Source organism: Kitasatospora sp. NBC_01266 (assembly GCF_036242395.1).
Classification (GTDB): Bacteria; Actinomycetota; Actinomycetes; order Streptomycetales; family Streptomycetaceae; genus Kitasatospora.
This window is the reverse complement of the sequence record NZ_CP108458.1, coordinates 3890928-3912423: the sequence shown is the minus strand read 5'-3', so window position 1 is coordinate 3912423 and position 21496 is coordinate 3890928. Positions and strand designations below refer to the sequence as shown.

Genomic DNA, 21496 nt, shown 5'->3' with positions numbered 1-21496 from the left:
CTGCGGCCGCCGGCCGCGTGACAGGTGCCCGGACCAGCCTGGATGTGCCCGGATCGGCAGCGACTCAGCGGCCGGTCCGGGCAGATCTGTGCCGCCCGCTCAGCATCGGCGCCGCCTGAGCAGTGCCGCCTGATCAGCGGGGGTCAGCCCATCAGGGGCGGCTGCTGGGTCCGCTCCAGCAGCAGCACCGCGACGTCGTCGGTCAGCGCGCCGCCGTTGAGGTCCTCGACCTCGGCGAGCGCGCCGTCCACCAGGCGGCCGCGGGTCAGCCCGTTCGCCTGGTGGTCGCCGATCAGGGCGATCAGGCCGTCCTGGCCCAGTCGCCGGGAGCCGGCGCCGACCCGCCCCTCGATCAGGCCGTCGGTGTAGAGCAGCAGGCTCCAGCCGGGTGGCAGCTCGAGGTGGTGCGGCGGCCAGCTCGCCTCGGTGTCGTCGCAGGGCAGCAGGCCCAGTGCCGGGCCGGCCTGGTCGAACGGGACCACCACGGGCCGCTGGGACGGGGTGAGCAGCAGCGGCGCCGGGTGCCCGGCCAGGTAGAGCTGGGCGTGCTCCACGCCGGGCCGGTCGGACGGCAGCGGCTGCTGGCCGACCCCGGGGGCGGGCCGCTCGCCGGTCGCGCGGCCGGCCGCGGTGGCACGGCGGTGACCACGCCCGGTGTCGTCCGGCGGCGTGCCCGGGGTGATGACCAGCATGCAGAGGGTCGCGAAGATCTCGTCGCTGCGCCGCTCGTGCTCCAGGACGTGCTGCAGGGTGGTCAGCAGGGTCTGGCCGGTCAGGCCGGCGAAGACCAGGGTCCGCCACGCTATCCGCAGCGCGACGCCGAGGGCGGCCTCATCGGGGCCGTGTCCGCAGACGTCTCCGATGACCAGGTGGACCGTGCCGTCGTCGGTGCGGACCGCGTCGTAGAAGTCGCCGCCGAGCAGGGCGCGGCGGCGCCCCGGCCGGTAGCGGCGGGTGAAGGAGAGGTCGGCGCCCTCCAGCAGCGGGGTGGGCAGCAGATGGCGCTGCAGCCGGGCGTTCTCCTGGCCGCGCAGTTCGGCCTCGACCAGCCGGCGTTGCGACTCGTCGGCCCGCTTGCGCTCCACGGCGTAGCGCAGCGCGCGGGCCAGCAGCGGGCCGTCGGTGTCGTCCTTGGTGAGGAAGTCCTGAGCGCCGGCGGCCACCGCGGCGGCGCCCAGCTGGGTGTCGGCGGCATCGGTGAGCACCACGACGGCCGCGTTCGGCGCGAGCCGCAGCAGCTCGCGCAGCCCGTCCAGCGGGTCGGTCGCGGCTCGGGCGGGGGCGCCGGTCAGCGGGGTGGCCAGGTCGAGCAGCACGCAGCTGAAGTCGATCGGCAGGGTGCGGGCCCGGCGGCCGGGGAGGGCGGGCTGCGGGGAGAGCTGAGCGGCGGCCTGCTCCAGACCGCGGGCCCAGGAGAGGTCGACGGGCGTGCCGCTGGCGGTGATCAGCTCCTCGATCAGCCGGGCGTCGCTGGTGTCGTTCTCGATCACCAGCAGCCTGAGCGGCGTGGCGGCCCGGTCCCCGGCCGTGGGGCGGGAGGTGGAGCGCGGGCCGGGCAGCGGCAGGGCGGTGGCTTCGCCGTCCGGGCCGGCGGGGTGTCCGGTGGGCGTGGCGGGCTCGCCGAAGCCGGCTGGTGCGCCGAGGCGGCCGAAGCTCTCGAGAGTCTCCAGACCGTGCAGGGAGTTCAGGCCGCCCAGTCCGTTCAGGCCGTTCAGTCCGTCAGCGCCGAGCGTGGCGGTAGCCGGATCAGGGCAGGGGGCAGCGACACGCTGACGTACGCCAGCTCCTGTCGGGGCACCGGACCGGCTTTCGGCGCCGAGTCCTGGCCCGTCTCCCGTAGCGGGCACGGATGGTTCCTCCCTTTCCCTGACGGGGTAACGACTGTGGTCCACGCGCAGTGCCCGCAAGGCACCGCGAGTCAGGGAACTTCTCGCGACCATAACGTGATCTCCGGGCATTTCCCTGGTGGGCCGCTGTGGATGTGGTTATTGCCACGCAGGTGGCGGGTTTGCTCGTAGCGTGAACGGTTCGGGGCCGGGCAATGGCACGGCCGGGACAGAGGGGCTGACGGTGACGCAGATCACTTTGATTCAGGGTGATATCACGGAGCAGCGGGTGGATGTGGTGGTCAACGCCGCCAACTCGTCGCTGCTGGGTGGTGGTGGCGTCGACGGGGCGATCCACCGGGCCGGCGGTCCCGAGATCCTGGCGGAGTGCCGCAGGCTGCGGGCCGCGCACTACGGGCGGGGCCTCTCGGTCGGCCAGGCGGTGGCCACCACGGCCGGGCGGCTGCCGGCCGGTCATGTGGTGCACACCGTCGGGCCGGTGTACGGGGCGGAGCAGTACGAGCAGGGGGCGCGGCTGTTGGCCTCCTGCTATCGGGAGTCGCTCCGGTTGGCGGTGCTGGAGCTGGGGGCGAGGAGCGTGGCGTTCCCCGCGGTGTCCGCCGGGGTGTACCGGTGGCCGCTGGAGGACGCGGCCCGGATCGCGCTGTCCACCGTGGCCGAGGTGCTCGCGGAGGATCCGGTCAAGGAGCTGGCGGGTCTGGAGGTGCGGTTCGTGCTGTTCGGCGCGGAGGCGTACGAGATCTTCGCGCGGGTGCGGGAGGAGCTGGGGCTGGCGGGCCGGTCGGCCGGGCCCGACGGCGTGTGAGCCGTGGCAGTGCGACGTGGCGGTGCGACGTGGCTGTGCCGTGGCTGTACCGCAGGTGTGCTGCGGGTGTGCTGCCGTGTGGTCGAGTCAAGGAGCGGGTGTCACCGGGTTCGCCCCCATAGTGGACTGACGTCGCGTCAATACGCTAGAGAAATTCGATAACTCGTTCGAGTGAACCTGAAGGCCCTGCTCAGGGCGCCAGCGCCGACCAGGGCAGCGTGACCTCGCCCTGCCGCCACCGCCCCCGCGCGTCCACCAGCGGCCACTGCCCCGACAGTGCCGTGCAGGCGGCCACCCAGCGCTGCCGGGCGCCGAACGCCCCGTACGGCGCGGCGGCGGCCCAGGCCCGGTCGAAGTCGCTGAGGAAGGCGTGCACCGGACGCCCCGGGACGTTGTGGTGGATGAGCGCCTTCGGCAGCCGCTCGGCCAGGTCCGAGGGACGCTCCAGACCGGCCAGCCGAGCGGCGAAGGTCACCGTGCGCGGGCCCGACGGGTCGAGCGCCACCCAGACGTGCCGGCGGCCGATCTCGTCGCAGGTGCCCTCGACCAGCAGACCGCCCGGCGCCAGCCGCCCGCAGAGCCGCTCCCAGACCCCCCGCACCGCCTCCTCCTCGTACTGCCGCAGCACATTGGCGGCGCGGATCAGCAGCGCCGGACCGCCGTCCAACGGCACCTCGAAGCCGCCGCGGCGGAAGGTCAGCACGGGCGGCTCGGCGTAGGGCAGCGCGGCGGCGACCCGGGCGGGCTCGATCTCGATACCGACCGTCCGCAGGTCGGGCCGCACCGTCCGGAGCCGGTGGGACAGCTCGACGGCCGTCCAGGGCGCCGCGCCGTAGCCGAGGTCGACGGCCACCGGCGGCCGGTCGGCGGCGCGCAGTCGTGAGCCGAGCGTGTGGACGATCCAGCGGTCCATCCGCCGCAGCCGGTTGGTGTTGGTGGTGCCGCGGGTGACCGTGCCGACCGGGCGGCTGGTGGCGGTGGTCGACGCCCGCCGCGGCTGCGGCGGGCCCGGCGTTCTCGGGGTCGGCACCGACGTCCGGAGCGCGGCGGGATGCCCGAACGAGCCCGGGTCGAAGGAAGCGGCCATTCCCGCAGGGTACGCGGGGCCCGGACGGCGCCGGGCGCGGTGGTCGGCGTGACGTGCGTCGCTCCGCCGGCCTGACATGTGCCGCTGCGGGAATGCGACGTGCACCCTGGGAGGTTGTCTTCCAGTTGGACCCACAGGAGTGGTCGCCGTACAGGGCGTCGCAGCGCAGATCAGAGAGGCCGCAGCCAGGTGATCAAGCCCCCCGTGTCGACGGTATGGCGTGACCGGCAGACCCCGCCGGTTCGCGGGCGCCTGCACGCGTTCGCGGCAGGCCGGCCCCGGCGCCCGCGCCGGATCGCGATGCTGAGCGTGCACACCTCCCCGCTCCACCAGCCGGGCACCGGCGATGCCGGTGGCATGAACGTCTACATCGTCGAGCTGGCCAAGCGTCTGGCCGCGCTCGGCATCGAGATCGAGGTGTTCACCCGGGCCACCTCCTCCGACCTGCCGCCGACCGTGGAGCTGGCACCCGGCGTGCTGGTCCGCCACGTCACGGCCGGTCCGTACGAGGGCCTGATCAAGGAGGACCTGCCGGCTCAGCTGTGCGCCTTCACCCACGGTGTGTTGCGCACCGAGGCGGGGCACCGGCCGGGCCACTACGACCTGGTGCACTCGCACTACTGGCTCTCCGGGCAGGTCGGCTGGCTGGCGGCGCAGCGCTGGGGAGTGCCGCTGGTGCACACCATGCACACCATGGCCAAGGTCAAGAACGCGGCGCTGGCCGAGGGCGACACGCCCGAGCCGGCGGCCCGGGTGATCGGTGAGACCCAGGTGGTCGAGGCCGCCGACCGGCTGATCGCCAACACGGCGGAGGAGGCGGGCGAGCTCGCCGCGCACTACGGCGCCCGGGGCGAGCAGCTCGCCGTGGTGCACCCGGGGGTCAACCTGGACGTCTTCCGGCCCGGCGACCGCCGCGCCGCACGGGCTCGACTCGGCCTGCCGGCCGACGCCGCCGTGCTGCTCTTCGCCGGCCGGATACAGCCGCTCAAGGGCCCCGAGGTGCTGCTCGGAGCGGTCTCGGCGCTGCTTGAGCGACGGCCCGAGCTGCGCGAGCGGCTGGTGGTCCCGGTGGTCGGCGGCCCGTCGGGGACGGGGCTGGCCAGGCCGCTGGGGCTGCAGAAGCTCGCCGCCCAGCTCGGCATCGGTGATGTGGTGCGGTTCCATCCGCCGGTCGGTCAGGCGGAGCTGGCCCAGTGGTACCGGGCGGCCACGCTGCTGGCGATGCCCTCCTACAGCGAGTCCTTCGGACTGGTCGCGCTGGAGGCGCAGGCCTGCGGTACGCCGGTGGTGGCCGCGGCGGTCGGCGGGCTGCCGGTCGCGGTGCGGGACGGCCGGACCGGCACGCTGGTGCGCGGTCACGAGCCGGCCGACTGGGCGCGGGCACTGGAGCCGTACGTGACCGATCCCGAGCTGGTGGCCCGGCAGGGCGAGGCGGCCGCCGAGCACGCGGCCGGTTTCGGCTGGGGCGCGTCCGCCGCGACCACCGCCGAGGTCTACGCGGGGGCGCTGGCCCGCCCGGCCGGGCGGCTGGCCGGGGCGCGGCGGCGGCTCAGCCAGCAGTAGCCGCTGCCCGGCGCTTCTCCCCTCTTACCGACTCCTACCGCGTCGGTAGGAGTCGGTAGGAGTCGGTAAGAGGGGAGGCGTCGAGGGGAGAACACGGACCGGACCGGCGGCGGCGGGCCGGTACCAGCCGGTAACGTCACGGTCATGGCAACCCGTACCAAGGACGAGGCCCTCGGCCTGCTCGCCGCCGCGCTCGACGCGGCCGGTGTCGACTGGGAGCCGGCCGCCGCCGATCCGTACACCCTGGTCGCGGCGCTCCCCGGCACCCGCAAGCTCAGCACCACCTGCGCGCTGCGGATCGGTGACCACACCCTGTCGGTGAACGCCTTCGTGATCCGCCGCCCGGACGAGAACCACGAGGCCGTCTTCCGCTGGCTGCTGGAGCGCAACACCAGGCTGTACGGCGTGGGGTACGCGCTGGATCCGCTCGGCGACGTCTATCTGACCGGCCGCCTGCCGCTGGAGGCGCTCACCGCGCCGACGGTGGACCGGCTGCTCGGCACCGTCCTGGAGAACGCCGACGAGCCGTTCAACACCCTGCTGGAGCTGGGGTTCGCCTCGGCGATCCGGCGGGAGTGGGAGTGGCGGACCAAGCGCGGCGAGTCCACCCGGAACCTGGCGGCGTTCAAGCACCTGGCCCAGCCCGGGCCTGCGTCCGGGGCTCAGGCCGAGGTCGAGACCGGGACCGGGACCGAGACCGGGACCGGCGCCGGGAGCTGACGCGCCGCGTCCGCCCGCCGGCCCAGCACCAGGTAGCCCACCGCTGCCACCGTGCCGAGCACCGCGCAGCCGTACCAGAGCGCGCCGTGACCCGCGTGGTCCAGCAGGAAGCCGCCGGCGGCCGGACCCAGGAACGAGGCGGCCGACCAGGCCAGCGAGTAGACGCCCTGGTAGCGGCCACGGGCGTGGGCCGGCGAGAGTTCGGCCACCAGACCCATGCTGGTCGGCGCCTGGATGACCTCGCCGAGCGTCCAGACCGCCACGCTGCCGGCGTAGACCAGGGCGGAGGAGCCGGCGAACGCGTTCAGGCCGAAGCCCCAGCCGGTCAGCAGCGCCGCGGTCAGCAGCAGCAGGCCCCGGTCCCGGCCCCGGAGCAGCCGGGTGATCGGGATCTGTAGCAGGACGATCAGCAGACCGTTGAGTCCGATCACCAGACCGTACTGCTCGGTGCTGAGCCCGGACTTGCCCATGGACACCGCGAGCGTGGTGCTGCCCTGCTGGAAGACCAGGGCCAGCAGGAAGGTCAGCCCGACCAGCGACATGAACCGGCGGTCCCGGAAGACCGTCCCGAGGCTGACCGCCGCGGCGGCGGTGGCCGGTGCCGACCCGGCCGCGGCGTGGCCGGCCGGTGCCTGGCCGGGCGTCGTCCTCGGGCGGCTCTCCGCAACCTTGGCGAAGACCACGAAGGCGCAGAGCAGTGTGGTGGCGGCATCGGCGATGAAGAGGGTCAGATAGCCGTGCGCGGCGACCAGCCCGGCCACCGCCGCCGAGACGCCGAAGCCGATGTTGACGGCCCAGTAGTTCAGGGCGAAGGCCCGCACCCGGTCGGCGGCGGGTACCAGGTCGGCGATCATCGCGGAGACGGCGGGCCGCGAGGCGTTGCTGCTCAGGCCGACCAGGAAGGCCACCGCGGCGATCATCAGCTGTCCGTCCGCGAAGCCCAGTGCTGCGGTGCTGAGCGCGGTCATCAGCTGGGCGGCCAGCAGGGTGGGACGGCGCCCGATCCGATCCGTCAGCACTCCGCCGACCAGCGCCGCGATCGCGCCGCCGAGCCCGAAGAGCGAGGCCACCAGACCGGCGTAGGAGGCCGAGTAGCCGCGATCGACGGTGAGGTAGAGCGCCAGGAAGGTGACCACGAAGCCGCCGAGCCGGTTGATCAGGGTCGAGGTCCAGAGCCACCAGAACGTCGTGGGCAGTCCGCCGACCGATTCGGTCATGGCGCTGTGCAGCCGGGTGGTCAGCGGGACAGGGGCGGCTGGGGCGGTGGGCATGGGGCAGCTCCCGGGCGGCAGGTGTCCCGGTGAGCGGTGCGTGGGGTTCGCTCGACGGGAGGGCATGCTGAGGCACGTGGTGAAGTAAGTGGTGAGATGGCAATGAGGACATTACATGTGTGAGGTCGGCCCCAGCCAGCCCTTTTTTCGCCTCGATTAAGCTGTGCCTCATGGCTGACACGACCTACCGACTGATCCTGCTCCGTCACGGCGAGAGCGAGTGGAACCAGAAGAACCTGTTCACCGGCTGGGTCGATGTCGACCTCAACGAGAAGGGCGAGAAGGAGGCCGCGCGCGGCGGCGAGCTGCTCGCCTCCGAGGGTCTCTTCCCGGACGTGGTGCACACCTCGCTGCTGCGCCGCGCCATCCGCACCTCGCAGATCGCGCTGGACAAGGCCGACCGGCACTGGATCCCGGTCAACCGCAGCTGGCGGCTGAACGAGCGTCACTACGGCGCGCTGCAGGGCAAGGACAAGGCGCAGACCCTGGCCGAGTTCGGCGAGGAGCAGTTCCAACTCTGGCGCCGCTCGTACGACACGCCGCCGCCGGTGCTCGCCGACGGCGCCGAGTTCTCGCAGGCCGGCGACGCCCGCTACGCGGACATCCCGAGCGAGCTGCGCCCGCGCACCGAGTGCCTCAAGGACGTCGTCGAGCGGATGCTGCCCTACTGGTACGACGCGATCGTGCCGGACCTGGCGGCGGGCAAGACCGTCCTGGTCACCGCGCACGGCAACAGCCTGCGCGCGCTGGTCAAGCACCTGGACGGGATCTCCGACGAGGCGATCGCCGGCCTGAACATCCCCACCGGCATCCCGCTGGTCTACGAGCTCGACGCGGACTTCAAGCCGGTCGCGTCCGGCGGCCGCTACCTGGACGCCGAGGCCGCCGCGGCCGCCATCGAGGCCGTGAAGAACCAGGGCAAGAAGTAGCCTTCACAACGATCAGGCCCGGCCCGGTGCACAGTGCACCGGGCCGGGCCTGATCGTTTCGTCAGTGCCCGCCGCAGCAGCCGCCGCTGGCGCCGCCGCACTGGCAGGGCGCGCCGGACTGGCAGCCGCAGCCGCAGCCGGGGCCGCAGCCGCAGGCGCCGATCAGCACCGGCAGCGTGATCCGGGAGCCCTGGGGGCTCGGTGCGGCGGTAGAAGGGGTCGGAGCGGGCCGGGCGGGAGTGGTGGTCATGGTGCGATGCCCTCCTCGATCGAGGCAGGCAGGGTGACAGGTTGCCTGCTCAACGAGTGAAGCCCGACGGCTGACGGGGCGTCAATGGGCGCGTAGGTGTGGGGCGCGCAGCCGCCGTGCGCCCCCGCACCGGTCGCCGCTCGCCGGTACCGGCCGTCCGGTGTTACGCCTGGTCGGGGACGAACTCGCCGGCGTGCTCGCCGGTGACCAGGAAGACCACGCGCTTGGCCACCGAGACCGCGTGGTCGGCGAAGCGCTCGTAGTACCGGCCGATCAGGGTGACGTCGACGCCGGTCTCGATGCCGTGCTGCCAGCGGCCGTCGGCCAGGTGCGCGAAGAGCTGGCGGTGCAGGTCGTCCATCGCGTCGTCGTCGCGCTCCAGCTGCAGCGCCGCGTCCACGTCCTTGGTGGCGATGACCTGGCCGGCCTTGGCCACCAGGCGCTGGGCGAGCTGACCCATCTCCAGCACGATGGGCTGCAGGTCGCTCGGCACGGCCGTGTCCGGGTAGCGCCGCCGGGCCACCTTGGCGACGTGCCGGGCCAGGTCGCCGCAGCGCTCCAGGTCCGCGCTCATCCGCAGCGAGGTGACCACGATCCGCAGGTCGGTGGCGACCGGCTGCTGGCGGGCCAGCACGTCGATCGCGGTGTTCTCCAGTTCGTGGTGGAGGTTGTTGACCTTCTCGTCGGCCGCGATCACGCTCTCCGCCAGGGCCAGGTCGGCGTCGAGCAGCGCCGTGGTGGCACGGCCCACGGCCGAACCGACCAGCCGGGCCATCTCGACCAGGCCGTCGCCGATCGAGTCGAGTTCCTCGTGGTAAGCGTCACGCATGCGCTTCTCTTCTCCTTCTTGCTGTGTCGGTGGCGGTGCCGACCGGCCGCCGGCCCTGGACTCCGGGTAGGCGGCCGCTGCTGGTGGCGCGCATCGTACGCGCGTCACCTACCCACACGGGCTGCGCAATTGAGACTGCGCTGTCCGGGCGACGACCCACGGCCGCCCTGATGAACCCGCAGCTACCTGAAGGTGAATTCTCGGCAACGCACGGTCGATGCCTTCATCCGATGCTTACGGAGCGGCCGGTTGATGCGCTTAGGCTGGCCGCATGGACGTGAATGTGGCCGCCGCCGCTGCCTGCGCCATCGCCGGCCTCGGCGTCGGTCTCACGGCCTCCATCGCCTTCCGCTGGAGCGAGCGCGAGCAGGGTCGGGGCAGCAACAGCGGCAACGGTAGGAGAAGCAGCGCGACAGCGGTGAGCACCCCTCTCCAGGAGTCGGCCCTGCCGCCCGGTGTGGACACGGTGCTCTCGGTGCTGCGGTCCTGCGCGATCGTGCTGGGCGACGGCGACGAGGTGGTCAAGGCCAGCTCCGCCGCCTACTCGATGGGCCTGGTCCGCGGTGGCGCGGTGGCCGTCGAGCCGATGCTCGCGCTGGCCAGAGCGACCCGCAGGGACGGTGAGATCCGCCAGGCCGAGCTGGACGTGCCGCGCCCGGGGGTGGCGCGCCACGGCGAGCCGCTCTCGGTCTCGGTCCGGGTTGCCCCGCTCGGCTCCCGGCTGGTCCTGGTGCTGGTCGAGGACCTCACCGAACGCCGCCGGATCGAGGCGGTCCGGCGCGACTTCGTGGCCAACGTCAGCCATGAGCTCAAGACGCCGGTGGGGGCCCTGTCACTGCTCTCCGAGGCGGTGGCGGACGCGGCCGACGACCCGGAGGCGGTGCAGCGCTTCGCCGGCCGGATGCAGATCGAGGCGACCAGGCTGGCCAGCCTGGTGCAGGAGATCATCGACCTCTCCCGGGTCCAGGACGATCGCCTGCTGATGGACCCCGAGCCGGTCCCGGTGGACGAGCTGATCGCCGAGGCGATGGACCGCTGCCGCCAGCAGGCCGCGGCCAAGCAGATCCACATCGCGGCCGGCGGTATCGCCGGCCTCTACCTCTTCGGGGACCGCGGCCAGCTCGCCGCGGCCCTCGGCAACCTGGTCGAGAACGCCGTCAACTACAGCCCGCCGCGCACCCGGGTGGCGATCGCGACCCGCCGGATAGCCAGCGCCGCCGCGATCGGGGAGGCGGACGGCGAGCTGATCGAGATCTCGGTGACCGACCAGGGCATCGGCATCTCGGAGAAGGACCGCGAGCGGATCTTCGAACGCTTCTACCGGGTGGATCCGGCCCGCAGCCGGGCCACCGGCGGTACCGGCCTGGGCCTGTCCATCGTCAAGCACGTGGCGGCCTCGCACGGCGGGACCGTCTCGGTCTGGAGCGTCGAGGGCCAGGGCTCGACTTTCACTGTCCGGCTACCCGCCGGGCAGAACCCGGCGGTCGCCGCAGGCGGCGACACGGCGGACAGCGCCACCGATCAATCCGCAACCCCAACCCCCCTTCCTGCCCCGGAGGCCCGATCGTGACCCGAGTACTGGTGGTCGAGGACGAGGAGTCGTTCAGCGACGCCCTCTCGTACATGCTTCGCAAGGAAGGTTTCGAGGTGGCCGTCGCCGCCACCGGGCCCGACGCGCTGGAGCAGTTCGAACGCAACGGCGCCGACCTGGTGCTGCTCGACCTGATGCTGCCCGGGCTGCCCGGCACCGAGGTCTGCCGCCAGCTGCGGGTGCGCTCCAACGTGCCGGTGATCATGGTGACCGCCAAGGACAGCGAGATCGACAAGGTCGTCGGCCTGGAGATAGGCGCTGACGACTACGTCACCAAGCCCTACTCCACCCGTGAGCTGGTCGCCCGGATCCGCGCGGTGCTGCGCCGCCGCGGCGAGGAGGGCGGCATCGGCAACGACGGCGGCGGCCCCGGCGCGCTGGAGGCGGGCCCGGTCCGGATGGACGTGGACCGGCACGTGGTCACCGTGGACGGCGCCAAGGTCGACCTGCCGCTCAAGGAGTTCGACCTGCTGGAGATGCTGCTGCGCAACGCGGGCCGGGTGCTCACCCGGATGCAGCTGATCGACCGGGTCTGGGGCGCCGACTACGTCGGTGACACCAAGACCCTGGACGTCCACGTGAAGCGGCTGCGCGCCAAGATCGAGCCGGACCCGGGCGCGCCGCGCTACCTGGTCACGGTCCGTGGCCTCGGCTACAAGTTCGAGCCGTAAAGATCGCCTGATCAGGTCGGAGCCGTTGCGGCGGGACCGCCCGGCACCGGCCTACGGCTGAGGGCCGCACCCCGGAGAAAGGGGGTGCGGCCCTCAGCCGTACGCGGGGCGCGCTACCCGTACGCCGGGGTGCGCGCCCCAGTGCTCAGTGCGAGGCGCCGGAGCTCGGGGAGCCGGTGGTCGAGGCCGGGGCGCTCGTGGTGGCCGAGGTGCTCGCGCCCGCCGAGGCGGTGGCGGACCCGCTCGCGGCGGGCGAGGCGGACGCGCCGGCCGAGCCGCTCGCCAGCGGCGAGGCGGAGCCGGACGGCGATGCCGGGCCGTACGACTGGAAGGGGCCCTGGGCCGGGGTGACCAGCGCCGAGGAGTCGACCTTGCCCGCGCTGGAGAAGGTGAACGAGGCCGGCGTGTAGCCGCCTGCGGTCAGCGTCACCGAGGAGAGCTGCGCGGAGGGCTGCCCGCTGGCGCCGAGCGCCACCGCACCGTTGGCCGGGATCACGATGCCGCCGGGCGCCGGCGCGCCGGTGGAGTCGTCGAGGGTCGCGGCGGTGCCGGCGACGGTGACGTTGGTCAGGGTCTGCGGGGTGCTGCCGGTGTTGCTGATGTTGACCGTCAGGTTCGCGGCGCCGGGCTGGCCAGGGCTCTGGTCCTGGCTGACCACGACGACGATGGCGTTCAGCTTGAGGTCGGCGCCCAGTGAAGTGGCCGGCGAGTCCGGCTTGATCTGCTGTGTCTCGGCGCTGCCCCCCGCAGCGCAGGCGGACAGCGAGACGGCGGCGAGGGCGAGGACGATGGCGGCAGTGCCACCGCGTCGAAGGCTGCGGCTCACGGCGGCGCATCTCCTTGGGTCACGTGTCGGGTTGTCAGCGCTCAGCGTACCCACCGCACTTATCCGCCCCTCACGGGGTGGCCCCGTGTCGCGAACGGACCACTCCGGTGATCGGGCGGCGCCGTGCGGTCCGGGCCGCCACCGGGCCCGGACCGGCGTGCGGTCCGGGCGCCCGCCGAGCGGTGGGCCGGGGTGCGGTGTGACGGTGATGTGTGGGCTTCCGGAACCACGTCAAGATCAGATCACGATCGGGAAACAGTGAATATCCCGTGTCGACTTCAAGATCGATTGCTGCTTACCGGGGTGTTGCCCGAGGTTTCGATCGCCGCGAGAAGGGCCTCCGACCTGCGAGAAGCCGCTCCAGCGGGGTGGCCGCAGCACGTCGCAGGGGTCCTTGTCAAGCCCCGAGACCGGCCCTGACCTGCGAAAACGCCCTTCGGGTGGACGGAAAAGCGTGTTATTCTGGAAAGCCACGGAAGGGGTCCTGTCACATGACGTTCAAGGTTGGCGACACGGTGGTCTACCCCCATCACGGGGCTGCACTGATCGAGGCCATCGAAATTCGCCAGATCAAAGGTGTGGACAAGACCTACCTGGTGCTGAAGGTTCAGCAGGGTGACCTCACGCTGCGCGTCCCCGCGGAGAACGCGGAGTTCGTCGGCGTGCGCGACGTGGTCGGCCAGGAGGGTCTGGACCGGGTCTTCGAGGTGCTGCGCGCACCGTACACCGAAGAGCCCACCAACTGGTCTCGTCGCTACAAGGCGAACCTGGAGAAGCTCGCATCCGGTGACGTCATCAAGGTCGCCGAGGTCGTGCGCGACCTGTGGCGGCGGGAGCGCGAGCGCGGCCTGTCGGCCGGCGAGAAGCGGATGCTCGCCAAGGCTCGGCAGATCCTCGTCAGCGAACTGGCGCTGGCGGAGAACACCAACGAGGACAAGGCGGAGACGCTGCTCGACGAGGTGCTGGCCTCGTAGTGCGACGTCGGTGTTGTTGCACGGCCTGAGCCGTGCCGCAACGCCGTGCCACAACGGCCGTTTGCAGCGCCCGGTGCCGGGAAGGCACTCGGGCGCTGTGGCATGCCTGGGGCCGGATCCCTGTCCCGGGTGTGACGTGTGTCCGGTTGTGCTCGTAGCGTGGGGGCCTGCACACCGGTACCCGAGAGGCGGCGCCGGGGTGGAAGGGGTCCGGTGCACCGTCTGACGGGTACGCCTGGGCCATACCCACTTCGCCGAAGGAGTGAAACCCTGAACAGCACAGGAGTAGTGGCGGCGGCCGTGGTTCCGGCCGCCGGGCGGGGCGAGCGGCTCGGCCCCGGGGCACCCAAGGCGCTGCGTGACCTGGGCGGCGCGCCGCTGCTGGTGCACGCCGTCCGGGCGCTGGCCCGCAGTCGGGCGGTCGGCCTGGTGGTGGTCGCCGCGCCGCCGCAGGGGGTCGCCGAGGTGCTGGGCCTGCTGGACAGCCACGGGCTGGACGGCAAGGACATCCGGGTGGTGGCCGGCGGCGCGACCCGGCAGGAGTCGGTCCGGCTGGGCCTGGCGGCGATCCCGGCGAGCACCGAGATCGTGCTGGTGCACGACGCGGCCCGGCCGCTGGTGCCGGTCGAGGTGGTGGACGCGGTGGTGGCCGCGGTGCGGGCCGGGGCCGAGGCCGTGGTGCCGGCCGTGCCGCTGGCGGACACCGTCAAGCGGGTGCGCCCGGTGGCCGCCGGTGAGCCGGAGCCGGTGCTCGACACTCCCGACCGCGGCACGCTGCGGGCGGTGCAGACCCCGCAGGGCTTCCGCCGCGAGACGCTGGCCGAGGTGCACGCCAAGGCGCTGGCCGAGGAGGCCGAGGGCGGCTCGCCGGTGGTGACCGACGACGCCGGGCTGGTCGAGCACTACGGCGGCCAGGTGGTCGTGGTGCCGGGCCACGAGGAGGCGTTCAAGGTGACCCGTCCGCTGGACCTCGTGCTCGCCGAGGCCGTACTCGCCCGCAGGAGGGCTTCCGATGGTTTCTGACGCCTCGTCAACGAGCGGTCCCGTTGCGCCTGTCACCCCCGTCATCCCAGTCCTGCCCCGGGTGGGGATCGGCACCGATGTGCACGCCTTCGCGGACGGTGTGCCGCTCTGGGTGGGCGGGCTGCGCTGGGACGGCTACGAGCAGGGCCTGGCCGGCCACTCGGACGCCGACGTGGTCGCGCACGCCGCCTGCAACGCGATCTTCTCGGCCGCCGGGCTCGGCGACCTGGGCACCCACTTCGGTACCGACCGCCCCGAGTGGAAGGGCGCTTCGGGGGTCACGCTGCTGACCGAGGCGGCCCGGATCGTGCGGGCGGCGGGTTTCGAGATCGGCAACATCGCGGTGCAGGTGATCGGGGTGCGGCCGCGGATCGGGGCTCGGCGCCAGGAGTCCGAGGCAGTGCTCTCGGCCGCGGCCGGCGCACCGGTCTCGCTCTCGGCGGCGACCACCGACGGGCTCGGCTTGACCGGGCGCGGTGAGGGCCTGGTGGGCCTGGCCACCGCGCTGGTCTACCCGCGCGGCTGATGGTCCGGCACCTGGCCCGACGGACGGCCCGGTGGCCGGGGCGGCGGTTGGTCCGACGACTGGGCAGGGAAAACGGATCCGGATCGTCCGGTTTGCCATGAACTCGTGACGGGTGGACCGCGCAAACGTCGCGGGGCATCCCCTGATTCCCACTACCCTGGACGATGTGAGCCTTCGCCTGTACGACACCAGCACCCGCCAGGTACGCGACTTCGTCCCGCTTGTACCGGGTTGTGTCTCGATGTACCTGTGCGGTGCGACCGTGCAGGGCGCCCCGCACATCGGACACATCCGGTCCAACCTCAACTTCGACGTGATGCGCCGCTGGCTGGCCTATCGCGGCTTCGAGGTGACGTTCGTGCGCAACGTCACCGACATCGACGACAAGGTGATCAAGAAGGAGCACGAGCTCGGCGTCCCCTGGTGGCAGATCGCCTACGCCAACGAGCGCGCCTTCAACGACGGTTACACGGCGATCGGCTGCCTGCCGCCGACCGTGGAGCCGCGGGCCACCGGCCACATCCCCGAGATGATCGACATGATGCAGACGTTGATCGCCAAGGGCCACGCCTACGCGGCTGACGGCAACGTCTACTTCGACGTCAAGTCCTTCCCGCAGTACCTGGAGCTCTCCAACCAGAAGCTGGAGAACCTCAAGCAGCCCGAGGGCGAGGGCGAGACCGGCAAGCGCGACCCGCGCGACTTCGCGATGTGGAAGGCCGCCAAGCCGGGCGAGCCGAGCTGGACCACCCCGTGGGGCCAGGGCCGCCCCGGCTGGCACCTGGAGTGCTCGGCCATGGTGCACAAGTACCTGGGCAAGGCCTTCGACATCCACGGCGGCGGGCTGGACCTGATCTTCCCGCACCACGAGAACGAGATCGCCCAGTCCAAGGCCTTCGGCGACGAGTTCGCGAACTTCTGGGTGCACAACGCCTGGGTCACCATGAGCGGCGAGAAGATGAGCAAGTCGCTCGGCAACTCGGTGCTGATCTCCGAGATGGTGAAGCGCTGGCGCCCGATCGTGCTCCGCTACTACCTGGCCGCCCCGCACTACCGCTCGATGATCGAGTACAGCGAGGAGTCGCTGCGCGAGGTCGAGGCCGGGTTCGGCCGGATCGAGGGCTTCATCCAGCGGGTGGTCGAACTCTGCGGTCCGGTCGAGCCGGCCGCCGAGGTGCCGCCGGCCTTCGCCGAGGCGATGGACGACGACTTCGCCGTGCCGCAGGCGCTGGCCGTGGTGCACACCGCCGTCCGGCAGGGCAACAGCGCGCTGAACGCGGACGACAAGGAGAACGCGGTAGCGCGACTCGCCGAGGTCCGTGCGATGCTCGGAGTGCTGGGGCTCGACCCGCTCGACCCGCAGTGGACCGGCACGGAGCGTGGCGAGGACCTGCACGGGGTCGTCGACTCGCTGGTCCGGTTGGTCCTGGACCAGCGCCAGGCGGCCCGGGAGCGCAAGGACTTCGCCACCGCGGACGCCATCCGCGACCAGCTGGGCCTGGCCGGCCTGGCGATCGAGGACACCCCGTCCGGCCCGCGCTGGACGATCAGCAACCAGTAGCCCCGCGTGTACCCGCAGGGCGCCGGTGGGCCGTACTTCGTTCGAGGAGTCTTGACGAGCCTCGACCGGTACGGCCCATCGGCATGACGCAGACGGATAGAACAGGAAGTATCGCCATGGCCGGCAACAGCCAGCGCAGGAACGCCCGCAACCCCGGATCGAAGAAGGGTGCGAGCGTCGGGACCGGCGGCCACAGCCGGAAGGCGCTGCAGGGCAAGGGCCCGACCCCGCCCGGCGAGGCCCGCAAGGGGCACCCCAAGCAGCGGGCCGCGAACGCCGCGATCAAGCGCGAGCGGGACGCCAAGGCGCGTGCCGGTATGCGCCGCTCCGGCGGCGGTGGCCGGGGCGGTCGCGGCGGGGCGGGTGCCGCCGAGCTGGTGGTCGGCCGCAACTCGGTGGTGGAGGCGCTGATCGGCGGCGTGCCGGCCACCGCGCTCTACGTGATGCAGTTCATCGACACCGACGACCGGGTGCGCGAGGCGTTCCAGGCCGCCAACGAGCGGGGCATCCCGCTGATGGAGGCGCCGCGCCCGCAGCTGGACCAGATGACCGGTGGCCTCAACCACCAGGGCCTGGTGCTCCAGGTTCCGCCGTACGAGTACGCGCACCCCGATGACCTGCTGGAGGCCGCGGCCGGACTGGGTCAGGACGCGCTGGTCATGGCGCTGGACGGGGTCACCGACTCGCGCAACCTGGGCGCCGTGGTCCGGTCGGCCGCCGCGTTCGGCGCGCACGGCGTGGTGATCCCCGAGCGGCGGGCGGCCGGCATGACGGCCGGTGCCTGGAAGACCTCCTCGGGCGCGGCGGCCCGGCTGCCGGTGGCCCGGGCGACCAACCTGACCCGGGCGCTGGAGGCCTACCAGAAGGCCGGGCTCATGGTGGTCGGCCTGGCGGCGGACGGCGAGGCCGAGATCGGCGACCTGGAGGCGCTGACCGGGCCGGTGGTGATCGTGGCCGGTAGCGAGGGCAAGGGACTGTCCCGGCTGGTCGCGGAGACCTGCGACATCCGGGTGCGGATTCCGATGCCGGGCCAGACCGAGTCGCTGAACGCCGGTGTCGCGGCCGGGATCGTGCTCTACGAGGCGGCGCGGCTGCGTTCCAAGGTGGGGTGACCGGCGGCGTGTCGGCCGGGCGCGTCTGTTGCGCGTCGGCCGGGCGCGGCGGGCGGGCGGGTCGGGCGCGGCGGGCGGGCGGGTCGGGCGCGGCGGGCGGGTCGGGCGCGCGGCGGTTGGGCGGGTCGGGCGCGCGTCGGTCGGAGTTTGCGCGGTGCTGACGGGTTCTTTTCGGGCTTGACCCAAACGTTCACTATCCCGTGCGAGAGTGACCGGATCCGTCAGCCACGCCCGGGAGTTGCACCCGGGAGAGTGTCCTAACGGGGTGTCACCCGGTTAGAGGGGTGTGGACACCAGAACACCTCGGCGCCCCCGGTTTGGCCAAGCGACAGGGATAGAGGCTGAGCCCAGCCTCAGCACCGTGAAGGTGCCGAGCGATCCGGCTCGGCTCAGTAGCACCCAGGTCAGCTTCCGGCTCAGACTGGCCGCGCCGGTCGCGCCGCTGCTCGACGCGCCGCCGCCGGTGGCAGCGCCGTACGCGGACTCCTTCGGGCGGCCGTACGCGGCGTTGACGTACGGCGGCCGACCCGGGCTGGTCCGGGCCGGCCGCGCCGACGCCGGAGCGCTGGCCGGTGCCGGTGCGATGGCGGGCGCCGGAGCCTCGTTGGGTGGCTCGGCGGTGGTCGGCGCGCCGCGGCGCAAGGGCCGGGTCACCGCGGTCACCTGGAGCGGTCAGGCGGCACCCGGCGACCTGGCGGCCACTCAGCTGCTGGACGCGGTGCGGTTGAACACCGTGCCCGCGCCCGCGGGTGGTCCGGGTTCGGCCGGGACCGCCGGGTCGCCCGGGATCGCCCCGGGCGGCGGCGGGTCCTCGGTGGGGCTGGTCGACTCCGAGCGGACCCAGCCGCTGGAGGCCATGCCGGGCTGGGACGACACGCCGGTCGGCGGGTCGTACGGCTACGGCGGCGGCTCCTACGGCGGCGGTCACGGCAGCGGTCATGGCGGCTTCGGTGGGCGAGGCTCGGTGCCCCGCCAGCCGCACGGCTGGGCGGACGGGCCGACCGGACCCGGCGGGCCGGTGCGGCCCGCCGCGCCGCGACCGCAGCGGGTCCGCCCCGCGGGCTGGCAGCCGAGCGGGGAGCTGCCTGAGCACTCGGCAGCCGCCGCCGTGGCGGGCGAGTCGAGCCGGCACGCGTGGCACCCCGGCCGGAAGGTCGACCTCGGGCTGGTGCTGCTGCCGCTGCGGGTGCTGCTCGGTTCGCTCTCGGTCTACGCCGGCTTCAGCAAGCTCTGCGATCCGGTGTACTTCGACGGCGGCAACCGCGGCTCGATGATGCGCTGGCTCGCCTCGCTGCACCCGTGGAAGGTGGCCCAGCCGCTGCTGGACTTCGCCATGGCGCACCCGGTCGGAGCCGGCCTGGGCGTGGCGTTCACCGAGATCGTGGTCGGCGTGCTGTCGCTGCTCGGGCTCTGGCAGCGGCTGGCGGCCGGGGCCGCGATGCTGCTCTCCGCCGCGCTGCTCTTCACGGTGAGCTGGCGGGCCGTGCCGGTCTACGACACGCCCGACCTGATCTTCCTGGCGGCCTGGAGCCCGCTGCTGATGGCCGGCGCGCCGTTCGCCTCACTGGACGGCAGGCTCGCCCTGGAGGCCTGGCGCCGGTACGGCCCGCAGGCGCCCAGGGCGGTGCGGCGCCGGGTGCTGCGGCGGGGCACCGTGGTGGCGGTCGTGGTGATCGGGATGACCCTGCTGCTCGGTTCGCTGCTGGGCGCCGCGGTGCGCACCGGCGGTCGGTCGCAGCCCGGTCCGGGCCAGCCGCCGACCGACTACGGCACGCCGGTCTGGCCGGCCACCACCGGTGGCTCGGGCGTGTCGCACGCCCCGGTGGTGCCCGTCCCGGGCGTGCCGGCCGCCGGAGCGCCCACCGCGCCCGCGACCACCGCACCGTCGGCTGCGCCGTCCGCGTCGCCCTCACCCACGCCGACGGCCGGTAGGAGCACCAAGGCACACCCGTCCACCTCCGGCCGTGGCGGGGCGGCCGACGGCTCGGGGGCCGGTAACGCGGCCGGCCAGGGCAGCGGTTCGTCGGCCGGCGCGCCGGCCCCCGGGGCCACTCCGGGCGGAGGCGGGGCGCCCGCGCCCGGCGGCAACCAGGGCACGGGCTCCGGCGGCAGCACCCGGGCGCCCAAGCCCAGCCCGAGCGAGGGTCTGATCGGCGGGGTGCTGGGCAGCGGGCCACCGCAGCTGCGGCTGCCGGCGACGCTGGGGATGCCGGGGCCCGGGGCCGGTGCGTCATCAGGGGGCGCGCCGATGGCCTGAGGGCTGGGGGCTGGGGGCCTGAGGCCGCCGCTCACGCCGATACGGCCTGAGGTTGCCCGGGTAGGTAAGGCCGGGGCCTCGCTCCACTGCCTGACGCTACGTCAATCACCCTCCCCTGGACGGATATCGATCCGATTCGGGGGAGGGTGATCGGCGTTCGGGGTCAGGAGTGCGCTGCGCGCTGCTTACTGCGTGCGGCCTGCGGCGGATCCGGTCGGGATCAGTCCTGGCGCGTCGCGGCCAGCTCCTTGGCGGCCTCGGCGAGGTCCTTGGCGGTGTCGATCGCCCGCCAGTAGACGCCCTGCGGCAGCTGGTAGCCCGCGAGCCGCTTGGCACGGGCGAGTTGCGGGAAGGTGGTGCGCTCGTGGTCGCCCACGTCCGGCAGCAGCTCGGCGAAGCCGGCCGCGAAGACGTAGAGCCCGGCGTTGATCAGGAACGGGGAGGGCGGCGCCTCGATGAAGTCCAGGATGTTGCCGAACTGGTCGGTCTCCACCGCGCCCCAGGGGATCCGGGGCCGGGCCAGCGCGAGGGTGGCGAGGGCGCCCCGCTCGTGGTGGAAGGCGGCCATCTCGCGCAGGCTGAACCGGGTCCAGATGTCCCCGTTGGTGGCGTACCAGGGCTCGTCCGGGCGCGGCAGCGCCTTCGCGGCGAACTTCAATCCACCGCCCCGGCCCAGCGGTTCGGCCTCGATCACGGTGCTGACCCGGAGCGGCAGCTCGGCCTGGTCCAGCCAGGCCTGCAGCACCTCGGCCAGATGGCCGCAGGAGATCACCACGTCCGTCACGCCTTCGGCTGCCAGCCAGGCGAGTTGGTGTCCGACGATCGGTGTACCGGTGCCGGGGATCTCGACCAGCGGCTTGGGCCGGTCATCGGTGTACGGGCGCAGCCGTGAGCCCTGACCGCCGGCCAGGATCACGGCCTGCGTGACGGTGGCGGCGGCGGTCGGGGCGGCGAGTGGAGCAGCGAGCGGGCTCGGGCTGGCGGGGGGCGCGGGAAGGTCGAAGCCGGTCATGAGCAGCAGGATAGGCCTGGATGCCGCTCTGCGGGGAAAGCGTCAATCACACTGCGGTCTGGGCAGATTGACGGTAGGTCAGCCCGCGATGCCGGCCGCGAACGAGCCGTCGCAGACCGGACGGGCGAAGGACCGGGCGCGCTGCACGTCGCCCTGGTACAGCTTCAGCGTCGCCTGTCCCAACTCCTTGGCGAGCGAGGTGCAGTACGGGGTGAGCGAGGGCTGCGCGGTCATGCTGCGGTCCAGCAGGTCCAGCGCGGCGGCCGGGCCGCGCGAGCGCAACTCCTCCATCAGGTCGGTGCGCAGGGCGTCCTGCGGGGACATGCCCGGGTGGTTGGCGTTGCTGCTGCCGCCGGTGACGTCGGCGGTGGTGGCGGTGCGGCCGATGCCACCCCCGACGCCGCTGGCGGCAGCCACCACCTGCTGGCTGTCGTTCACCGGAGGCGCCCAGGCGACCCTGGTCACGGCGAGGGTGCCGGTGGTCACCAGGATCACGGGCAGGGTGAGGGCGATGGTCTGGCCGATGCGGCGAACGAGCTGCTTCACGCCAGTGAGGTTAGCGCCGAGTGATGCCTCGCAGACACTCCGTCACACGGATGAGTGAAGGTACGGCGCGGCCCCGCCGGACGGGTGTCCGACGGG

20 protein-coding genes are annotated in these 21496 nt (G+C 73.1%); 12 read left to right on the top strand and 8 right to left on the bottom strand.

Annotated features, from left to right (window positions below):
* Positions 1-143: 143 nt before the first annotated feature.
* On the bottom strand, positions 144-1847 hold the full coding sequence (locus OG403_RS16925; protein WP_329565218.1) for a PP2C family protein-serine/threonine phosphatase: 1704 nt from the start codon (positions 1845-1847) through the stop codon (positions 144-146).
* Between the two features lie 223 nt (positions 1848-2070).
* Between OG403_RS16925 and OG403_RS16920 the strand changes: the two genes are divergently transcribed.
* Positions 2071-2652: an O-acetyl-ADP-ribose deacetylase gene (locus OG403_RS16920; RefSeq protein WP_329565215.1), complete on the top strand. Its 582-nt coding sequence runs from the start codon at positions 2071-2073 to the stop codon at positions 2650-2652.
* Positions 2653-2842: 190 nt separating this feature from the next.
* Here the strand turns inward: OG403_RS16920 and OG403_RS16915 are convergent, their stop codons facing one another.
* Entirely contained in the window at positions 2843-3739 is an 897-nt protein-coding gene (locus tag OG403_RS16915) for a class I SAM-dependent methyltransferase (protein ID WP_329565213.1), read from the bottom strand.
* Between the two features lie 192 nt (positions 3740-3931).
* On the opposite strand from OG403_RS16915, the gene mshA reads away from it, so the two are divergent.
* Positions 3932-5302 carry a D-inositol-3-phosphate glycosyltransferase gene (mshA, locus tag OG403_RS16910; protein WP_442911072.1) on the top strand — a complete coding sequence of 457 codons (1371 nt, stop codon included), beginning with the start codon at positions 3932-3934 and terminating at the stop codon, positions 5300-5302.
* A gap of 144 nt (positions 5303-5446) precedes the next feature.
* On the top strand, positions 5447-6022 hold the full coding sequence (locus OG403_RS16905) for a YbjN domain-containing protein (RefSeq protein WP_329565211.1): 576 nt from the start codon (positions 5447-5449) through the stop codon (positions 6020-6022).
* On the opposite strand, the gene OG403_RS16900 is transcribed toward OG403_RS16905, so the two are convergent.
* Positions 5965-7293, bottom strand: coding sequence for an MDR family MFS transporter (locus tag OG403_RS16900; protein WP_329565209.1), 1329 nt, complete (start codon positions 7291-7293; stop codon positions 5965-5967). The genes OG403_RS16905 and OG403_RS16900 overlap by 58 nt on opposite strands.
* Before the next feature lie 170 nt (positions 7294-7463).
* Here OG403_RS16900 and OG403_RS16895 point away from each other — a divergent pair, with 170 nt between their 5' ends.
* On the top strand, positions 7464-8222 hold the full coding sequence (locus OG403_RS16895; RefSeq protein WP_329565207.1) for a phosphoglyceromutase: 759 nt from the start codon (positions 7464-7466) through the stop codon (positions 8220-8222).
* A gap of 61 nt (positions 8223-8283) precedes the next feature.
* Here OG403_RS16895 and OG403_RS16890 read toward each other — a convergent pair whose 3' ends face one another.
* On the bottom strand, positions 8284-8472 hold the full coding sequence (locus tag OG403_RS16890; RefSeq protein WP_329565204.1) for a hypothetical protein: 189 nt from the start codon (positions 8470-8472) through the stop codon (positions 8284-8286).
* Positions 8473-8635: 163 nt separating this feature from the next.
* Positions 8636-9301 (bottom strand): phosphate signaling complex protein PhoU, encoded by a 666-nt coding sequence (gene phoU, locus OG403_RS16885; RefSeq protein ID WP_329565202.1) that lies wholly within the window; start codon positions 9299-9301, stop codon positions 8636-8638.
* Positions 9302-9572: 271 nt separating this feature from the next.
* Here phoU and OG403_RS16880 point away from each other — a divergent pair, with 271 nt between their 5' ends.
* Together OG403_RS16880 and OG403_RS16875 are read left to right on the top strand one after the other, a co-directional pair.
* Positions 9573-10871 carry a sensor histidine kinase gene (locus tag OG403_RS16880; RefSeq protein WP_329565200.1) on the top strand — a complete coding sequence of 433 codons (1299 nt, stop codon included), beginning with the start codon at positions 9573-9575 and terminating at the stop codon, positions 10869-10871.
* Positions 10868-11563 (top strand): response regulator transcription factor, encoded by a 696-nt coding sequence (locus OG403_RS16875; RefSeq protein ID WP_329565198.1) that lies wholly within the window; start codon positions 10868-10870, stop codon positions 11561-11563. The genes OG403_RS16880 and OG403_RS16875 overlap by 4 nt, the downstream gene beginning before the upstream one ends.
* Positions 11564-11708: 145 nt before the next feature.
* On the opposite strand, the gene OG403_RS16870 is transcribed toward OG403_RS16875, so the two are convergent.
* Positions 11709-12389, bottom strand: a complete 681-nt coding sequence (locus OG403_RS16870) for a DUF461 domain-containing protein (RefSeq protein ID WP_329565196.1) — start codon at positions 12387-12389, stop codon at positions 11709-11711.
* Positions 12390-12880: 491 nt separating this feature from the next.
* Here OG403_RS16870 and OG403_RS16865 point away from each other — a divergent pair, with 491 nt between their 5' ends.
* The 6 genes from OG403_RS16865 to OG403_RS16840 all read left to right on the top strand — a co-directional run bounded on the left by OG403_RS16865 (position 12881) and on the right by OG403_RS16840 (position 19842).
* On the top strand, positions 12881-13363 hold the full coding sequence (locus tag OG403_RS16865; protein WP_030244332.1) for a CarD family transcriptional regulator: 483 nt from the start codon (positions 12881-12883) through the stop codon (positions 13361-13363).
* 270 nt (positions 13364-13633) lie between these two features.
* Positions 13634-14386 carry a 2-C-methyl-D-erythritol 4-phosphate cytidylyltransferase gene (gene ispD / locus OG403_RS16860; RefSeq protein WP_442911071.1) on the top strand — a complete coding sequence of 251 codons (753 nt, stop codon included), beginning with the start codon at positions 13634-13636 and terminating at the stop codon, positions 14384-14386.
* The gene (ispF, locus tag OG403_RS16855) at positions 14376-14912 is read left to right on the top strand and encodes a 2-C-methyl-D-erythritol 2,4-cyclodiphosphate synthase (RefSeq protein WP_329565192.1); all 537 of its coding nucleotides are present in this window, start codon (positions 14376-14378) and stop codon (positions 14910-14912) included. Before ispD ends, ispF begins: the two co-directional genes overlap by 11 nt.
* Positions 14913-15078: 166 nt before the next feature.
* Positions 15079-16473 (top strand): cysteine--tRNA ligase, encoded by a 1395-nt coding sequence (gene cysS, locus OG403_RS16850; protein WP_329565190.1) that lies wholly within the window; start codon positions 15079-15081, stop codon positions 16471-16473.
* Between the two features lie 116 nt (positions 16474-16589).
* A complete protein-coding gene (gene rlmB, locus OG403_RS16845; RefSeq protein ID WP_329565188.1) occupies positions 16590-17585 on the top strand; it encodes a 23S rRNA (guanosine(2251)-2'-O)-methyltransferase RlmB in 996 nt (331 codons plus the stop codon).
* Positions 17586-17946: 361 nt separating this feature from the next.
* Entirely contained in the window at positions 17947-19842 is a 1896-nt protein-coding gene (locus OG403_RS16840) for a DoxX family membrane protein (protein WP_329565186.1), read from the top strand.
* Positions 19843-20062: 220 nt separating this feature from the next.
* On the opposite strand, the gene OG403_RS16835 is transcribed toward OG403_RS16840, so the two are convergent.
* Positions 20063-20854: a nucleotidyltransferase family protein gene (locus OG403_RS16835; RefSeq protein WP_329565184.1), complete on the bottom strand. Its 792-nt coding sequence runs from the start codon at positions 20852-20854 to the stop codon at positions 20063-20065.
* Positions 20855-20932: 78 nt separating this feature from the next.
* The gene (locus tag OG403_RS16830) at positions 20933-21400 is read right to left on the bottom strand and encodes a hypothetical protein (protein WP_329565182.1); all 468 of its coding nucleotides are present in this window, start codon (positions 21398-21400) and stop codon (positions 20933-20935) included.
* Positions 21401-21496 lie beyond the last annotated feature (96 nt).

Bases quoted from the DNA above. Each gene is read 5' to 3' on its own strand.
- OG403_RS16865 (WP_030244332.1), top strand. From the start codon at position 12,881: ATGACGTTCAAGGTTGGCGACACGGTGGTCTACCCCCATCACGGGGCT.
- ispF (WP_329565192.1), top strand. From the start codon at position 14,376: ATGGTTTCTGACGCCTCGTCAACGAGCGGTCCCGTTGCGCCTGTCACC.
- OG403_RS16915 (WP_329565213.1), bottom strand. From the start codon at position 3,739: ATGGCCGCTTCCTTCGACCCGGGCTCGTTCGGGCATCCCGCCGCGCTC.
- OG403_RS16900 (WP_329565209.1), bottom strand. From the start codon at position 7,293: ATGCCCACCGCCCCAGCCGCCCCTGTCCCGCTGACCACCCGGCTGCAC.
- OG403_RS16880 (WP_329565200.1), top strand. From the start codon at position 9,573: ATGGACGTGAATGTGGCCGCCGCCGCTGCCTGCGCCATCGCCGGCCTC.
- rlmB (WP_329565188.1), top strand. From the start codon at position 16,590: ATGGCCGGCAACAGCCAGCGCAGGAACGCCCGCAACCCCGGATCGAAG.
- OG403_RS16905 (WP_329565211.1), top strand. From the start codon at position 5,447: ATGGCAACCCGTACCAAGGACGAGGCCCTCGGCCTGCTCGCCGCCGCG.
- OG403_RS16890 (WP_329565204.1), bottom strand. From the start codon at position 8,472: ATGACCACCACTCCCGCCCGGCCCGCTCCGACCCCTTCTACCGCCGCA.
- OG403_RS16835 (WP_329565184.1), bottom strand. From the start codon at position 20,854: ATGACCGGCTTCGACCTTCCCGCGCCCCCCGCCAGCCCGAGCCCGCTC.
- phoU (WP_329565202.1), bottom strand. From the start codon at position 9,301: ATGCGTGACGCTTACCACGAGGAACTCGACTCGATCGGCGACGGCCTG.
- OG403_RS16895 (WP_329565207.1), top strand. From the start codon at position 7,464: ATGGCTGACACGACCTACCGACTGATCCTGCTCCGTCACGGCGAGAGC.